At 68.3% G+C, this 16192-nt stretch carries 15 protein-coding genes and 1 tRNA gene; 12 read left to right on the top strand and 4 right to left on the bottom strand.

Translation table 11 applies throughout. The features are described 5' to 3' along the window. The first annotated feature begins 16 nt into the window (after positions 1-16). The 12 genes from PQV94_RS06685 (at position 17) to PQV94_RS06740 (ending at position 12854) form a co-directional block, all read left to right on the top strand. A complete protein-coding gene (locus PQV94_RS06685; RefSeq protein WP_243228023.1) occupies positions 17-241 on the top strand; it encodes a hypothetical protein in 225 nt (74 codons plus the stop codon). Positions 242-252: 11 nt separating this feature from the next. Next, a complete protein-coding gene (nadD, locus tag PQV94_RS06690) occupies positions 253-849 on the top strand; it encodes a nicotinate-nucleotide adenylyltransferase (protein WP_234073027.1) in 597 nt (198 codons plus the stop codon). Continuing rightward, positions 846-1802: a hypothetical protein gene (locus tag PQV94_RS06695; RefSeq protein ID WP_274287988.1), complete on the top strand. Its 957-nt coding sequence runs from the start codon at positions 846-848 to the stop codon at positions 1800-1802. Before nadD ends, PQV94_RS06695 begins: the two co-directional genes overlap by 4 nt. Further along, complete coding sequence (rsfS, locus tag PQV94_RS06700) at positions 1799-2176, top strand: ribosome silencing factor (RefSeq protein WP_137416807.1); 378 nt, start codon at positions 1799-1801, stop codon at positions 2174-2176. The genes PQV94_RS06695 and rsfS overlap by 4 nt, the downstream gene beginning before the upstream one ends. 67 nt (positions 2177-2243) lie before the next feature. Next, positions 2244-2316: transfer RNA gene (locus tag PQV94_RS06705), tRNA-Ala, on the top strand. A 225-nt stretch (positions 2317-2541) separates the two neighbouring features. After that, a complete protein-coding gene (locus PQV94_RS06710; protein ID WP_274287989.1) occupies positions 2542-5448 on the top strand; it encodes a glycoside hydrolase family 3 protein in 2907 nt (968 codons plus the stop codon). A gap of 97 nt (positions 5449-5545) precedes the next feature. After that, positions 5546-7960, top strand: coding sequence for a glycoside hydrolase family 3 C-terminal domain-containing protein (locus tag PQV94_RS06715; RefSeq protein ID WP_274287990.1), 2415 nt, complete (start codon positions 5546-5548; stop codon positions 7958-7960). Continuing rightward, a complete protein-coding gene (locus PQV94_RS06720) occupies positions 7957-8592 on the top strand; it encodes a hypothetical protein (RefSeq protein WP_274287991.1) in 636 nt (211 codons plus the stop codon). Before PQV94_RS06715 ends, PQV94_RS06720 begins: the two co-directional genes overlap by 4 nt. Then, positions 8589-9629 carry a glycosyltransferase family 2 protein gene (locus tag PQV94_RS06725; protein WP_274287992.1) on the top strand — a complete coding sequence of 347 codons (1041 nt, stop codon included), beginning with the start codon at positions 8589-8591 and terminating at the stop codon, positions 9627-9629. Before PQV94_RS06720 ends, PQV94_RS06725 begins: the two co-directional genes overlap by 4 nt. A 141-nt stretch (positions 9630-9770) precedes the next feature. Continuing rightward, a complete protein-coding gene (locus PQV94_RS06730) occupies positions 9771-10802 on the top strand; it encodes a glycosyltransferase family 2 protein (protein ID WP_274287993.1) in 1032 nt (343 codons plus the stop codon). Positions 10803-10827: 25 nt separating this feature from the next. After that, positions 10828-11550: a LytR/AlgR family response regulator transcription factor gene (locus tag PQV94_RS06735; protein ID WP_274287994.1), complete on the top strand. Its 723-nt coding sequence runs from the start codon at positions 10828-10830 to the stop codon at positions 11548-11550. Continuing rightward, positions 11547-12854 carry an ATP-binding protein gene (locus PQV94_RS06740; RefSeq protein WP_274287995.1) on the top strand — a complete coding sequence of 436 codons (1308 nt, stop codon included), beginning with the start codon at positions 11547-11549 and terminating at the stop codon, positions 12852-12854. Before PQV94_RS06735 ends, PQV94_RS06740 begins: the two co-directional genes overlap by 4 nt. A gap of 9 nt (positions 12855-12863) precedes the next feature. Here PQV94_RS06740 and PQV94_RS06745 read toward each other — a convergent pair whose 3' ends face one another. Genes PQV94_RS06745 through PQV94_RS06760 form a run of 4 tightly spaced genes read right to left on the bottom strand, consistent with a single transcriptional unit; the run spans position 12864 to position 16189 of the window. After that, positions 12864-13754, bottom strand: a complete 891-nt coding sequence (locus tag PQV94_RS06745) for a 3-methyladenine DNA glycosylase (protein WP_274287996.1) — start codon at positions 13752-13754, stop codon at positions 12864-12866. Beyond that, positions 13751-14458: an SOS response-associated peptidase gene (locus PQV94_RS06750; RefSeq protein WP_274287997.1), complete on the bottom strand. Its 708-nt coding sequence runs from the start codon at positions 14456-14458 to the stop codon at positions 13751-13753. Before PQV94_RS06750 ends, PQV94_RS06745 begins: the two co-directional genes overlap by 4 nt. Before the next feature lie 5 nt (positions 14459-14463). After that, positions 14464-15504 carry an App1 family protein gene (locus PQV94_RS06755; RefSeq protein WP_274287998.1) on the bottom strand — a complete coding sequence of 347 codons (1041 nt, stop codon included), beginning with the start codon at positions 15502-15504 and terminating at the stop codon, positions 14464-14466. 4 nt (positions 15505-15508) lie between these two features. Beyond that, a complete protein-coding gene (locus tag PQV94_RS06760; protein WP_274287999.1) occupies positions 15509-16189 on the bottom strand; it encodes a DedA family protein in 681 nt (226 codons plus the stop codon). Positions 16190-16192 lie beyond the last annotated feature (3 nt).

The following is a 16192-nucleotide window of genomic DNA, read 5'->3' on the forward strand; positions in this document are numbered from 1 at the left end:
ATCGATCGGAGAACCGATGAGCCTCGCCCCCTTCCTCACCCTTGTCGCCGAGGAGGCCGAGCACCACGGTAACGTCGCCGCGGAGACCGTCGGATACGGGATCATCGCGCTCATCGTCTTCACGGCCCTCGCGCTCGTGACCCTGTCGTACCGCAACGTCGCAAACCGTCACGCGCACAAGGCCGAGGCGTACGCCAAGAAGCACGCGGCCGATCTCGAGCCGCGCGGACACGGCCACTGACTCTCGGGCAGATGAGCGCAGGTCGAGCGCCGCGCATCGGGGTGATGGGCGGCACCTTCGACCCGGTTCATCACGGTCACCTCGTCGCGGCGAGCGAAGTCGCGGCATCCTTCGATCTCGATGAGGTCATCTTCGTACCCACGGGCGAGCCGTGGCAGAAGTCGCAGGTGACCGAGAGCGAGCATCGCTACTTGATGACCGTGATCGCCACGGCCTCCAACCCCGACTTCAGTGTGAGCAGGGTCGATATCGACCGCTCGGGGCCGACGTATACGATCGACACTCTCCGCGACCTGCAGGCGCAGCGGCCCGATGCCGAGCTCTTCTTCATCACGGGAGCCGATGCCGTGGCGCAGATTCTCAGCTGGAGGGACCATGATGAACTGTGGGACCTCGCCCATTTCGTGGCGGTCTCCCGGCCCGGGCATCCGCTATCGGCGGCCGGTCTGCCGAGCAAGAACGTGAGTCTGCTCGAGATCCCGGCCCTGGCCATCTCTTCGACGGACTGTCGGAACCGCGTGCACAACGGACAACCGGTGTGGTACCTCGTTCCGGATGGAGTCGTCCAGTACATTGCGAAGCACCACCTCTACCGGAGTAAGGCATGAGCAACCCTGACCAGCCCAGCACTCCGCCGCTGACCCGGCGCCAGATGCGCGACCTGCGCAACACCGGATCGACTCCGATCCAGAACCCGCAGGACGCTCCCGCCACCGCGCCCGAGCCGAAGCCGGAGCCTGCCGCGCCGCTTCCGCGCGCGGCCGCGCCTGCCGTCGTCCCGCCCGCGCCCCGCGCGGACGCCAGCGTCGACCTGGGCGTCTCGCCGCTCACCCGTCGTCAGGCGCGCGAGCAGGAGCGCATCCGCACGGCATCGGTGCCCGTGATCTCGCCAGACACCGCGGCAGATGCGGCGACGCCGACCGTGAAGCCCGCCGAGCAGGACTCGTCGGGCACGGACACCGGGGGGATGACCGCGCTGTTCACCCCCAACGCAGACGAGCGCCCGGCGGACGAGACGCCGCTGGCCGCGGCCGAGGCGGCTCTCGCCGACGAACCCGCGCCCGTGGTGTCGCCGCAGCTCGGCTCCGCGCTGCTCGAGAGCGGTGTTCCCGAGGTCGCTCTCCCGCCGTCGTTCGACCACCTGCTCACGCGCGAGGGGTCGACGGGCAGTATCGCCACGCCCAACGCTCTCATCCTCTCGCAGACGCCGTCGGCGGATGCGTTCACGTCGCCGATCGCGGCGACCGGCGAGGTGCTGATCACGGGCACCTTCGCCTTGCCCGAAGGCCTCGGATCGCGCGGTCATGCGCCCGGGACCACCGATGGCAAGGAAGCCGACGCCGTTCTCGTGGACGGCGAGCTGCCGCCCGCATCCTCTCCCACCCCCATCGCGGCCAGCGCCGCGATCAGCACCATCAAGAGCGCGGACGAGATCATCCGTCCGCCGGCGCCCGAGAAGGGCAGTCGGCTCATGCTCGTGCTCGCCATCACCGCCGGAGCCCTCGCGCTCGCGCTGGTCGGCGTGCTGGTGTTCGCCGTATCGACAGGACTTTTCTCATGACGTTGACCGACGCATCCGTCGAGGTGCTGCAGATCGCCGCACGCGCCGCAGACGCGAAGGGCGGCGAGGACCTCGTTGCCCTCGACGTCTCGGAGCCGCTCCCGCTCGTCGACATCTTCCTGCTCGTGACGGGGCGCAACGAGCGCAACGTGGCCGCGATCGCCGACGAGATCGAGGAGCAGCTGCTCGAGCACGGTGTCAAACGTCTGCGCCGCGAGGGTCGCGAGGAGTCACGCTGGATCCTGCTCGACTTCGGCGACCTCGTCGTGCACGTCTTCCACGAGCAGGAGCGCGTCTTCTACGGTCTCGAGCGCCTCTGGAAGGACTGCCCGACCGTTCCCATCGACCTGCCGGTGCCGACGCGCCCGGAGTGACCGGGCTGATTTCGCTCACGACTCATCCGTGTTGTAAGCTGAATGAGTTGCCCGGAAGGGTGACAGAGGGCCTGTGGCGCAGCTGGTAGCGCACCTGCATGGCATGCAGGGGGTCAGGGGTTCGAGTCCCCTCAGGTCCACCCTCACGAAACGAAGGCCTCCGCGAAGCGGGGGCCTTCGTTCGTTTCCCGGCGCTGATCGACGGCGTCCCGGCTCGGGAACGCACAGTTCGTGCGCCGAAAGCGACAGGTTGTGCGTGAGCCCGATGCGGGCCGTGCCGAGCGCGTGAAATAGGACTCGGCACCGGTGCGCTGACGCCCGGGCCGTCCTCCGATGACGGAGGTCTGCACACAGAGGAGAACACAGTGAGTTCAACGACGGCTCGGAAGCCGATGTCGAACAAGAGGTTCCTCGCGATCTGGATCCCGATCGTCGCCGTGGTGGCAATCATCGCCATCGGCGCGAACATCGCGATCGGGATGTATCGAGGAGCCATCGAGTCGTACATGGGCGCGGGAAGCTACGCGATCAGCAACACGGCGGACGGCGACAAGCTCGACACCGAGTACTACACCGCCGACTACGCGACGAACGAAGAGGCCAAAAGCGCGTCGTCCGAACTCGTGGAGGAGATCGCGGGCGAGGGCATGACCCTCGTCAAGAACAACGGGACTCTGCCGTTGGCGGCCGGCGCCGTCACACTGCTGGGCCGCGGCGCAGCCGACCCCGTCTACGGTGGCTCCGGTTCCGGAACGGCGGACACCCGCACCGCTGTGAACATCAAGGCCGGCATCGAGAACGGCGGCTTCACCGTCAACGGGACGGTCTACGACCAGCTCGCGGCGTTCGCCGAGGCGAACCCGGCGGCGGATGGCGGCCGGACGAACATCGTCATGGACAAGCCCGAGGAGTCGAACTACAACATCGGTGAGATGCCGGTCGCCGACTACTCGCAGGCCTCGCGCGACAGCTTCGCGGAGTTCCCGGACGCCGCGATCGTCGTCATCGGCCGTGCCGGCGGCGAAGGCGGAGATCTCGCCACCAACATGGAGAAGTGGGACGAGCGCGCAGAGCCCGGTCAGCACCAGCTCGAGCTCAACGCCGATGAGAAGGACCTGCTCGAACTCGCCAAGAGCCAGTTCGAGAACGTCATCGTCGTCGTGAACGCATCGACGTCCATGGAGCTCGGTCCTCTCCAGGACGACGAGGGGATCGACGGCATCATCCTGGCAGGCTCTCCCGGCGTCAACGGATTCAACGCGCTGGGACCGATCCTGAGCGGCGACATCAACCCCTCGGGGCGCACGGTCGACGTGTTCTCGCGCGACTTCACCGCTGATCCGACCTTCGTCAACTTCGGCGACTTCGCCTACACGAACGTCGACGACGCCTACTTCGTCGACTACGAAGAGGGCATCTACGTCGGCTACCGCTATTACGAGACCGCGGCTGTCGAAGGCTTCATCGACTACGACCAGGCCGTCGTCTATCCGTTCGGCTACGGGCTCAGCTACACGAGCTTCGACAAGGCGATCACCGGACAGCGCCTCGGCGATGTGGACGGCGACATCTCCGTCGACGTGAGCGTCACGAACACCGGTGCGGTCGCAGGCAAGGATGTCGTGCAGCTCTACTACACGGCGCCCTACACGCCGGGCGGGGTCGAGAAGTCCTCCGTCGTGCTCGGAGCGTTCGCGAAGACGAGCCTGCTCGAGCCCGGCGCGTCGGAGACGGTGACCCTCACCGTTCCCGTCGAGGAGATGGCGTCCTACGACAGCACCGGCGACGGGGCATACGTGCTCGACGCCGGCGTCTACGAGTTCAAGGTCCAGAACGACTCGCACACGATCGCCGCGGGCACTGCTCCGATCACGTACACGGTCGACGAGAAGGTCACCTACACCGAGGGGCGCGCGAGCGACGAGACGGCGGCGACCAACCACTTCGAGGATGTCACCGCGGCCTTCTCCGAGGGCAAGGTGACCGCGCTGTCCCGTGCGGACTTCGCCGGGACGTTCCCGAAGACGCCCGAAGGAGCCGACTTCGAGGCGAGTGAGGCGACGATCGCCGACTTCGCTCCGTACGATGCCGCCGCGGCCGCTGCGGCAGACACGGACTCCGAGGCGCCCGTCTGGGGTGCAGATGGCAACGTCTCACTCGTCGACATGCGCGGACTCGCGTACGACGACCCGAAGTGGGACGCCCTGCTTGACCAGCTCACGCTGGACGAGGTCGTCGACATGCTCACCTCGGGTGCGTACAACACGGCCGGTCTCCCGGACATCGGCAAGATCCGAACCAACGACCTCGACGGTCCTGCCGGGTTCAGCTCGTTCATCAACCCCGATCTGTGGACCGGAACGGCCTTCCCGTCCGAGTACCTGCTCGGACAGACATGGAACGTCGAACTCGCCAACGCGATGGGTGTCGCGATCGGCAACGAAGCGCTCGCGATGGGGGCCAACGGCTGGTACGCACCTGCCGCGAACCTGCATCGCTCTCCGTTCGCCGGCCGCAACTTCGAGTACTACTCCGAGGACCCGGTGCTGTCCGGGGCTCTCGCCACGGCTGCTGTGGACGGCGCGCTCACGAAGGGCGTCTACTCGTTCACGAAGCACTTCGCGATGAACGACCAGGAGACGAACCGCGTCAACGGCAACGGCATCGCGACGTGGGCGACCGAGCAGACGATCCGTGAGATCTATCTGAAGCCGTTCGAGATGATCGTCAAGAACGCCAGCGGCGAGCTGTCGTACTACGACGCCGACGGCACGAAGCAGACCGCCGAGATCGGTGCCACCGCCATGATGAGCTCGTTCAACCGCATCGGCGGCACGTGGGCCGGTGGCTCCGCGGCGCTCATGCACGACGTGCTGCGCGGCGAGTGGGGCTTCACGGGCTTTGTGATCACCGACTTCAACCTCTATCCCTACATGTATGTCGATGAGGCGTGGGCCGCTCGCGGCACCGACCACATGCTGACCTTCGCAGGGATGAAGACGGTCGAAGACACCGAGAGTGCCTTCGCACAGTCCAACATCCGCTATGCCGCCCACAACCTGCTGTACACCGTTGCGAATTCCAACGCGGTGAACGGGATGGCTCCGGGAGCGACGCTGACGTACCAGCCCGCAGCGTGGGAGATCTGGATCACGGTCGGCACCGTCGTGCTGGCACTGCTGGTGGCCGCGGGAGTGGTGTGGATCATCGTCCGCGTCCGCCGTCACCGCAATCGCCCGGTGACGGTCAACGACGAGCTCGCTTCGTCCTGACACGGCACGTTCGGGGCCGGGCCGCCGCGTCCGGCCCCGAACGGCGATTGTCCTTCCGCGCTCGACGCGCGATGCGAACGACCAAGAAAGACCCATTGTGAAAGACACCCCCTCGCTCGTAGCGAGTCTCTCGCTGCTCGAGAAAGCGGCCCTGCTCAGCGGCGCCAACACATGGCAGACGCGAGCGATCGAACGCATCGCGCTGCCGCCCGTGTGGCTGGCAGACGGTCCTCACGGTGTGCGCAAGCAGGTGGGATCGGCCGACCACCTCGGCATCAACGGCTCAGAACCTGCCACCTGCTTCCCGACCGCCGCGACCATCGCCGGCAGCTGGGATGACGAACTGGCCGAGCAGATCGGTGCGGCCCTCGGCCGCGAGGCGTCCGCGCAGGGCGTCGGCGTGCTGCTCGGACCCGGCCTGAACATCAAGCGCAGCCCCCTCGGCGGCCGCAGCTTCGAGTACTTCTCCGAAGACCCGGAGCTTGCAGGCCGTCTGGCTGCCGCCTACGTCCGCGGCATCCAGTCCGAGGGCGTCGCGGCCACTCCCAAGCATTTCGCGGTCAACAGCCAGGAGCTGCGGCGCATGGTCAGCGACTCCGTCGTCGACGAGCGCACCCTGCGCGAGATCTACCTGACCGCTTTCGAGATCGTCGTCCGCGAGGCCGGCCCCTGGGCGATCATGTCCTCGTACAACCTCGTCAACGGCGTCTACGCCCACGAGAACGCTCACCTGCTGACGGAGATCCTCCGCGAGGAGTGGGGCTTCGACGGCGCTGTCATCTCCGACTGGGGCGGCTCGAACGACGCCGTCGCCGCCGTCGCCGCGGGCGCCGCGCTCGAGATGCCGTCGCCCGGCTTCGACTCGGCCCGCGAGATCGTCGACGCGGTCGAGTCCGGCCGGCTCGCCATCGCCGATCTGGATGCTCGCGTCGCCGAACTCATCGACCTGGTGCGCCGCGTGACCGAGCGCGCGGCGGCGATCGTCGACCTGCCCGCTCACCACGCGCTTGCCCGTCGTGCCGCCGCGGAGTCCGCGGTGCTGCTGCGCAACGAGGACGACCTGCTGCCGCTCGCTGCAGGCACGCGCGTGGCACTCGTCGGCGCGTTCGCCACGGAGCCCCGCTATCAGGGCGCCGGATCCTCCCTCGTCAACCCCACGACGCTCCCGACCCTCGCCGACGTGCTGCCGAACTCGTCCCTCGAGGTCGTCGGCGTCGCGGAGGGATTCCGCCGCGACGGCCGTCCCGACGAGGCGCTGCGTGCCGAGGCCCTCACCCTCGCAGGCCGTGCCGACGTGGTGGTGCTGAGCCTCGGACTCCCCGAGATCGCCGAGTCGGAGGGGATGGACCGCACGAGCCTCGACCTGCCTGCAGAGCAGGTACGCCTGTTGCACGACGTGCACCGAGTGAACCCGCGCACGGTCGTGCTGATCAGCGCCGGGGGAGTGGTCTCGACCCCGTGGGCGACGGACGCGGCCGCGCTGCTGCACGCGTACCTCGGCGGCCAGGCCGGTGCCGAAGCCATCGTGGACGTGCTGACCGGCACCGTCGACCCGGGTGGCCGGCTGGCGGAGACGATGCCCCGCGCACTCGCCGACACCCCCACGGCCGAGACGTTCCCGAGCGCAGCACGCACGGCCGAGTACCGGGAGGGGCCCTTCGTCGGCTATCGGCATTACGACACGGCTGGCGTCCCGGTCGCCTTCCCGTTCGGGTTCGGCCTGAGTTACACGCGATTCGCCTATTCGGATCTCGAGGTGGATGCCGACGGCGCTCACGTCACGGTGACCAACACCGGCTCTCGTTCCGGGAGCGACGTGGTGCAGATGTACGTCGGTCGAGTCGGAGACAGCGCGCTGATGCGCCCGCGGCGCGAGCTGAAGGGATACGTGAAAGTGCGGCTGGAGGCGGGCGAGTCGCGCCGTGTCTCGCTGCCGTTCGGTGAGCGCACCTTCCGGGTCTTCGACGCCGCGTCGAACGCGTGGGTCGTCGAGCGGGGCGTCTACGAGATCGCTGTCGGCGCACACGTGCAAGCGCTCGAGCTGTCGACGACCATCGAACGCGACGGTGTGGTCGTAGCGCCGACCGTGCACACGGGAGCCTCGCCGACGGATGCCGAGTTCGCGGCGCTGCTGGGACGCGAGGTGCCGGATCCCCGGTGGCCCGCGGGTCCGCTGGGCGAGAACGATCCGATGGATCGTCTCGCCGAGTCGCGCAGCCCCCTCGGCCGGCTCGGATTCCGCATCCTCGACGGCCGCCGTCGCAAGGCCGACGCGGCCGGTACCCCCGACCTGAACGTGCTGTTCCTGCTGAACGGCCCGTTCCGGGTCATCTCCAAGATGAGCGGCGGGCTCGCCACCCGCCGGCTCACCGGAGCCGTGCTGACGCTCGTGAACGGGCAGACGCTGCGCGGCCTCGGGCGGGTGATCGCCGCCTACTTCGGGGGCCGACGCGATGAGAAGGCGACGAAGAAGGCGTTCGACGCCGCCGCAGGGAACAGGAGTGCACGATGATCACCGCCATCACGAAATGGTGGGGTCGATTCCAGACCTCACGTCCGGAACTGTCGAAGTTCATCATGTTCCTACTGCTGTCCAACGGCGTCACCGTGCTGCAGCTGGCGCTCATGCCGATCTTCCGCTGGGCCTTCGCGAGCTTCACGGGTCTCACGGAGGTGGGCTTCCAGGTGCTCCCCGTCGGTTCGAACGTCGACGGCAGCCAGTACTACATGTTCGACTACGCGGCGGGCGCGCTTCCCGCCGGCGGCGGCGGACTGGCGTACTTCCTGGCGGTGCAGATCACCCTGCTCATCGCGCAGGTCATCAACTTCTTCCTGCAGCGCAACATCACGTTCAAGTCGAATACATCGGTGTGGGTCGCCGCCGGCTGGTACACGGTGGCCTACGTGGCGATCACCTTCATCGCCGCCGCCGCGCAGGGCTTCTACAAGGCGCCGATCTACGACTTCTTCATGGTGACGCTCGGATGGGGATCGAGCGGATCGGTCGTGGCCGATGTGCTGACGATGATCATCAACGCGGCGATCTCGTTCTGGGTGTTCTACCCGATCTTCAAGGTGATCTTCCGTCAGGTGCCGACGGAGATCGAGGTGGTGGCGGAGCCCGGCGACAAGGTCGAGCGATGACGGACCTTCCCTCGGTCGGGCCCGCGCTGTCCATCGTGGTGCCGGCGTTCAACGCCGAGGCCTACCTGGGGCGCGCGCTGTCGGAGCTCGACGCGGTCGCCGGCGTCGAGGTGATCGTCGTCGACGACGGCTCGACGGATGCCACCGGGGCGCTCGCGGATGACTGGGCTGCGCGGCGCCCCGCAACGCGCCGGGTGATCCACCAGCCGAACCGTGGGCACGGCGGCGCCATCAACGCGGGGGTCGCCGAGGCGCGCGGCGCGTTCGTGAAGATCCTCGATGCGGATGACTGGCTCGACATCGCCTCGCTCGCCCGCCTGGTGCGCGAGCTCAGTGCACTCCAGAGCGAGGACGTGGATGCGGTGTTCACGGACTTCGTCCATGAGCGCGTCGGCAAATCGGCGCGTCCGGCTCGTTTCGACTCGGTGTTCCCTTCGGGCGGCGTGTTCGAATGGGCCGACACGGAGCGGTTCGGACGCCGTCAGGTGCTCATGATGCACGCGATCGTCTACCGGACGGAGCTCGTGCGCGCGAGCGGGCTGCGCCTGCCGGAGCACACCTTCTACGTCGACAACCTCTACGTGGTCACTCCGCTGGCGCGGGTGCGCCGGATGCGGTACCTGCCGATCCCGCTCTACCGCTATCACGTCGGCCGGCCGGGCCAGTCCGTGGCGCCCGAGGTCATGGTGCGACGGGTGGAGCAGCAGCTGCGGGTGAACAGACTGGCGCTGGCTGCGCTCCCCTCGCCGCACTCGGTCGCGCGCGGCGAGGTACCGGCGCAGTTGTACCGGGCTCTGCTGCACCACGTGGAGGGGGTGTGCGCGGTCACGAGCGCGACGTTGGCCCGCGCCGGGACCGCGGATCACCTCGTGGAGCGCGACCGGTTCTGGCGAGAAGTGCGTGCGGAGAACCCCTGGCTGTACACGCGCATGCGTCGGAGCCTCCTCGGGGCGGTGAGCAACCTCCCGGGTCAGGCGGGTCGGCGCGCGACGAGCCTGGCCTACGACTGGGCTCGTCGCGTCGTCGGGTTCAGCTGAGACGAGCCGCGGCTTCCTCGCGTGAACTGCGTCCCGTCTACGATCGATGGGGAGATCGGTCGAACCCGCGGCCGGCTCCTCATCATCGCCGTGCGCGCAGCTTGCTGCCGGCGCGCGCTGCGCCGGACGGAGGGTGCCCAGGTGTCATCGCTCCTGCTGACGGTGGCCGTGCCCGCCTACAACTGTGCAGAGCTCCTCGGTCGCGCTCTCGCCGCGCTCTGCGTCAGCGACGCCCGCGTCGAGGTCATCGTCGTCGATGACGGCTCCACGGACGCCACCGGGATACTCGCCGAATCGTATGCGCACACGTATCCCGACCGGATTCGTGTGGTGCACCAGGTCAACGGCGGGCACGGGGCAGCCATCGACACCGGCGTCGCACACGCGCGCGGACGGTACGTCAAGGTGCTCGACGCCGACGACTGGCTGTCGTCCACTGCTCTCGCGCGGGTGCTCGACGTCCTCGAGCGGCTGGAGGAGGCGGGGGGAGTAGACGCGTTGTTCACGGACTTCGTGCATGACCGCGTGGACAAGCCGGCGCGCGTCACGCGCTTCGGCACGGTGTTCCCGGCCGAGCGGGTCTTCGGGTGGGAGGACACGCAGCGCTTCGGGCGCCGACAGTATCTGATGATGCACGCGGTCATCTACCGCACGGCGTTGCTGCGCGAGGTGGAGCTGAATCTGCCTCGCCACACGTTCTACGTCGACAGCCTGTACGTCCTGCGTCCGCTCACGCGCGTACGTCGCATGTACTACGTGCCCGTCGCGCTGTACCACTACTACATCGGCCGGTCTGGCCAGTCGGTCGCGCCGGAGGTCATGCTGGCCCGCGTCGACCAGCAGCTGCGCGTGAACCGCCTCGCACTGGAGACCCTGCCGAGCATCGAGGACGTGCGGGCCGGGAGCGTCCCGCCACAGCTCTACGCCGCGCAACTGCACTACGTCCGCGCGCTGTGCGCCACCGTGAGTGCGACGCTCGCCCTGGGGGGTACGCCCCAGCACCTGGCGGTGCGCCGTGCCTTTTGGCGCGAGGTCAAGCGCGACCGGCCCCGCATCCACGCTCATCTGCGCAGGAGTCTCGTCGGGGCAGGCAGCAATCTGCCGGGCTCTGCGGGCCGGCATGTGACCCGAGCCGCCTACCACCTCGCCCGACGTTACGTCGGGTTCAGTTGAGAACGGACCAGGAAGGAGACAGAGCATGATCCGCATCGGCGTCGTCGAAGATGATCCGGCCAGCATCGACCGCCTGTTGTCGCACCTGGACCGGTTCCAGCGTGAACACGGTGAGCGCTTCCATATCGGGGCGTTCCGCGACGGACGCGACATCATCGAGGACTACCGTCCCGACTGGGACATCCTGCTGCTGGACATCCAGATGGCGCGTGTGGACGGCATGACGGCCGCGCGCCGCATCCGCGAGGTCGACAGTGAGGTGCTCATCGTCTTCGTGACCGCGTCGCCGCAGTACGCGGTCAGCGGCTACGAAGTGGATGCCCTGAGCTATCTGCTCAAACCGGTGTCCTACCCGGTCTTCGCGCAGGAGCTCGCGCGCTGCCTCGTGCGCCTGCGCAGGCGCGAACGCCGGCACATGCTCTTCACCGCGGCCGACGGCGATCGTCACCGCCTCGACATCGCCGACGTGCTGTATCTCGAGAGTGCCAAGCACAATGTGCTGATCCACACACTCGACAGCGATTACACCGTGGCCACGTCGCTGAAGGCGATGGAGGGCGAGCTGGAGGGCGAGGACTTCTTCCGCTGCAACAGCGGATACCTCGTGAACCTGCGTCACGTGACCGGCGTGGAGGGCAACGACTGCCGCATCCGCGGCGGTGTGCGGCTGCAGATCAGCCGGCCGCGCAAGAAGGACTTCCTGGCAGCCCTGGCCGCCTATATCGGCACGCGCGGGATCACGGCATGAATGAGCTCTACGTCGCCGACATCCCCCGCAGCTTCACGGCCATCGCGGAGTGGGGCGCCTGCTTCGTCTTCGTGCTGATCGTCGCCCGACGAGCGAGCTGGTGGGTCACGGCCGCCGCATCGGCTGCGGGACTGCTGGCGCTGCTCGCCGTGCAGGAAGCGGCCGGACGCCTCTCCCTCGCGCTGTGGATCCCGGGGATGCTGGCAGCCGTCCTCGTGATGTTCGCGATGCTGTACGCCACGCTTCGTGTCTCCCCGGTGACCGCCGGCTACCTCACGGCCCGGGCCTTCGTGCTCGCGGAGCTCACCGCATCCATCCACTGGCAGCTCGACCGGTTCTACCTCGATGCGCCGGCCGAGGTGAAGACCACGATGATGGTTCTCACCTATGGCGGGATGCTGGGGCTCGCCTGGCTCGCGGAACGGCGTCATCTGGTGCGCGGAGAGGTTTTCGAGGTGGGCTATGCCGATCTCGTCGCCGCGTTCTCGATCGCGTCCGCAACGTTCATCATCTCCAACCTCAGCTTCGTGACCACCGCCACACCGTTCAGCGGCCGCATCGGGCACGAGATCCTGTACATCAGAACGCTCGTCGATCTCTGCGGCTACATCGCCCTCTACGTGCAGCACGAGGTGCGCCGCGGCTTCCAGGCGCGCCGCGAGGCCGATGCGATGGCGAGGTTGCTGACGAGCCAGCACCAGCAGTACGAGATGTCGCGGCGCACGATCGATGAAGTCAACCGCAAGTACCACGACATGAAGCACCACCTGGACGCGATCCGCGCCGAGCAGGATCCGCAGTCCCGCCTGCGCATCCTCGACGACCTCGAGACGTCGATCCGCGACTACGCGACGCAGGTGCGCACCGGCAACGACGTGCTCGACGCGGTTCTGACCGCCAAGCTCATGTACGCGCGCGAGCAGAGCATCCACGTCGCGACGGTCGCCGACGGGCGGTTGCTGGCGGGGTTGCGTCCGCTGGACATCACGGCGATCGCGGGCAACGCCCTCGACAACGCGTTCGAGGCGACGGCACGGCTAGCCGAATCGCAGCGGATGGTGAAGTTCTCCCTCTTCGCGCACGACGACTTCGTGATGCTCCGGGTCGAGAACACGTTCGACGGGCATCTGCGTCGGCGGGATGGCCGCATCATCACGCGCAAGGCCGGCGACGGACACGGCTACGGACTGCGCAACATCGAGGCGGCGGCGGAGACCTACGGCGGATCGGTATCGGTCGACGCCGGCGCCGAATGGTTCTCGCTCCGGGTGCTGCTTCCCCGGGACATCGCCGCCGCGAGCTGAGCCTTCCGCTCAGGCGGCCAACGCCCGACGCACGTGCGTCAGCAGCTGCTCGCGCAGCGGCTCGGCCCTCCGCGTGAAAGCCCGTTGCTCGGTGACGTAGAGGGCCTTGCCTTCCGGCGTCTCCACGGCGACGGGTTCGAAGCCCCAGGCACGGAGGTCGTACGGCGAGGCGCGCATATCGAGCGAGCGGATGTCGCGGGCGAGCTCGAACGCGTCCAGGAGGGTGTCGCCGGGCACGAGCGGGCCGAGCTTCACCGCCCACTTGTAGAGGTCCATGCCCGCGTGCAGGCAGCCCGGCTGCTCGTGAGCGGCCTGGGTTGCGCGCTCGAGGAGCGCCCGGTTGCGGGGCACCGCATCCTCGGTGAAGAAGCGGAACGCGTCGAAGTGCGTGCACCGCAGCTCGTGCGACTCGACCACGGCGTCCGTGCCCGCCGAGCCCAGCCGCAGCGGCGCGGTATGGCGGGGAGCCTCTGAGCGGTACAGCATCGCCCACTCGTGCATGCCGAAGCAGCCGTACTGCGCGCTCCGCCCGCGGGTGCCCGCCAGGATCGTGGCGACACCGGTCAGCAGGAGGCGCTTCTCGGCGGCGAAGGCGCGCACGTCGACGCGAAGGGTGTCGTCAGCGCCGCGCACGTACCAGCGCCACTCGGCGCGAGCCTCCTGTGCCGCATCCGCCAGCGCGAACGCCGCACCCGGGTGCCAGCGACGCAGCAGCGCCGGCTTGTAGCCGTAGTAAGTGAACAGGAAGTCCTCGACCGGATGCGTCTGGCCCCGGGCGGCGCGGGCACGCCGCCCTGCGGTGAGCGCGTCGGCCCGATCGGTGTGACTGCTCTCGCGGGCGCGCCAGTCGTCGAGGTCGAGAACGGTCTGCGGTGCGAGCAGGGGCGACGCGGTGCTCACGCGGGTTCGATCAGCGCGGGGGAGTCGTTGCGCACATTCCCCACGGCGGAGGAGACCACCCTCGTCTCGAGTGTCGCCGCGAGGTCGGGAGCCGCATCGATCGCCGCATCCAGGATGTCGCCCACGTTCTCGGTGTCCGTGTCGAGCCATGCATCTGCGAAGTCGGCGTCAAGGAACAGAGGCATGCGGTCATGGATCGAACCCAGCGCACCGATCGCATCGCGCGTGAGGATGGTGAAAGTCAGCAGCCAGCGATCGGGATCGTCATCGGCCTTGCTCGGGTCTTTCCACCATTCGTAGAGGCCCGCGAGAAACAGCGGCGAATCGTCGGCAGGGTGGATGAAGTGCGGCTCCTTGCCGTCGGCGAGCTGCTTCCACTCGTAGTAGCCGGTCGTCGGAACGACGGCCCGGCGCTTGATGAGAGCGCCGCGGAACATCGGCTTGTCTTCCAGCTCCTCCGCGCGGGCGTTGAAGGCGCGGGCGCCGATCTTGGGGTCTTTCGCCCACGCCGGCACAAGACCCCACCTCGCGGGCTCGAGCCGCCGCGTGGGCGGCTCGGTCTTGGCGGAGTCCAGCACGATCGCCGCCGTGCTCATCGGCGCGACGTTGTAGGACGGCGCGGGGAGCGAGGGGTTGATCGTGTCGACGCGGAGCACTCCGACGAGCTCCGACGCGACGTTGGCGACGACGAACCGACCACACATGCCGGTCAGCCTACGCCGGGGCGTACGACACCGGCCTCTTCGAGGCGGTCGAGCAGCTCGGCTCCATCGTCGCCGCTGACCCACGGCACACTCGCGGCCGAATGATCGTTGACCGCCGTCCGTCCGCCGGCGAGGACGGCCTCGGCGGGGGTCAGGCGACGGATGGCGACCGCGGCGACGTTGGCGGGATGCGTCCCGGCGAACTCCGTGTAGATCGCGTCGTCGGCCTGCCCGTCATCGCCGATGAGCAGCCAGCGGATGTCGGGGAACTCCTGCGCCAGCCGGTTGAGGTTGGTCGACTTGTGAGCGGGTCCGCTGCGGAACCACCGATCATGGGTCGGACCCCAGTCGGTCAGGAGCATCGCGCCGGAGGGAAACAGGTGCCGCCGCAAGAACCGCGTGAGCGTCGGTGCGACGTTCCACGAGCCCGTGGAGAGGTAGACGAGGGGTGCGCCGGGGTTCTCCCGCGTCACGCGTTCGAGAAGCACCGACATTCCGGGCACGGGCTGCCGCGCGTGCTCATTGAGGACGAAGGAGTTCCAGGCCGCGAGCATCGGACGGGGGATCGCCGTGACCATGACGGTGTCGTCGATGTCGCTCACGACCCCGAACCTGGCGTCGTCGGAGACGATGAAAACGCGCAGCGTGGTGGTCTGACCGCCCTCCACGCGAGCAGTCAGCGTCTGCCACCCCGGCTCCAAGGTTGCCGGCAGCACCACGTCCACGACACCGCCGCGATCGGCGACGACGTCGTGTGTCTCACCGCCCACACTCACCTGTACCTGGCCGTACGCGACCGGGATAGCGGCGAAGCTGCGCCACCCGCGGATGCCCGCGTACTCGCCCTTGTCCCGGCCGACAGGGGGGATCACGACGCGTGCGAGCACCCGCACCCAGCGCTCGGAACCGTACCCGGGAAAGGCCGCGACCGATGGGGTGCGCCCACGACGACGGGCGCCCCGTTCACGCCACGCGTGAAATCGGCGCTCGAGTCGGGCGATCCAGAGGATCTTGTCGGAACGGGTCGGACGACGGGATTCGGCCACGCCCTCAGTCTTCCACGTCGGTCGCCCGGGGCTCCGGGGTGGACGCGGGCTCGACCATGTGCCGACGCTCGACCCGTTCGATGATCTTCTTGCCCACGAACACCAGAACGACGAACACCACGATGATCGCCACGAAGATGTAGCCGGCGTAGTGGATGCGCTCCGACAGTTCGCGGTACGTGCCCGCCGCGGCCGCCGCCACTCCGATGTAGAGGCTCGCCCAGATGATGCACGCCGGGGCCGTCCAAGCGAGGAACCGACGGTAGGGGAATCGCGCCATGCCGACCGTCAACGGCACGAGTGAATGGAGCACGGGCAGGAAGCGCGACAGGAAGATGGCGGGCCCGCCGCGACGTTCGAGGTAGCGCTCGGACCTGGCCCAGTTCTCCTCGCCGATGCGACGCCCGAGACGCGAGCGGCGCAGCCAGGGTCCCAGATAGCGGCCCAGAACGTAGCCGAGCGTCTCGCCCAGAAGCGACCCGATGACCACGGCCGCGCCGAGGACGACGCCCTGCAGGGGCGTCGCGACGGCTGTTCCCGCAACGATCACGATCGTGTCGCCCGGAACGATCAGTCCGACCAGCACGCTGGTCTCCAGCATGATGGCGACGCCGGCGAGAAGAACACGCAGCACCGGATCGACCTCGCGCACGGCGTCGAGAATCGCGGTGAGCAGATCGTTCACGCC

The organism is Microbacterium sp. Clip185 (assembly GCF_028743715.1).
In the GTDB taxonomy this organism is placed as follows: domain Bacteria; phylum Actinomycetota; class Actinomycetes; order Actinomycetales; family Microbacteriaceae; genus Microbacterium.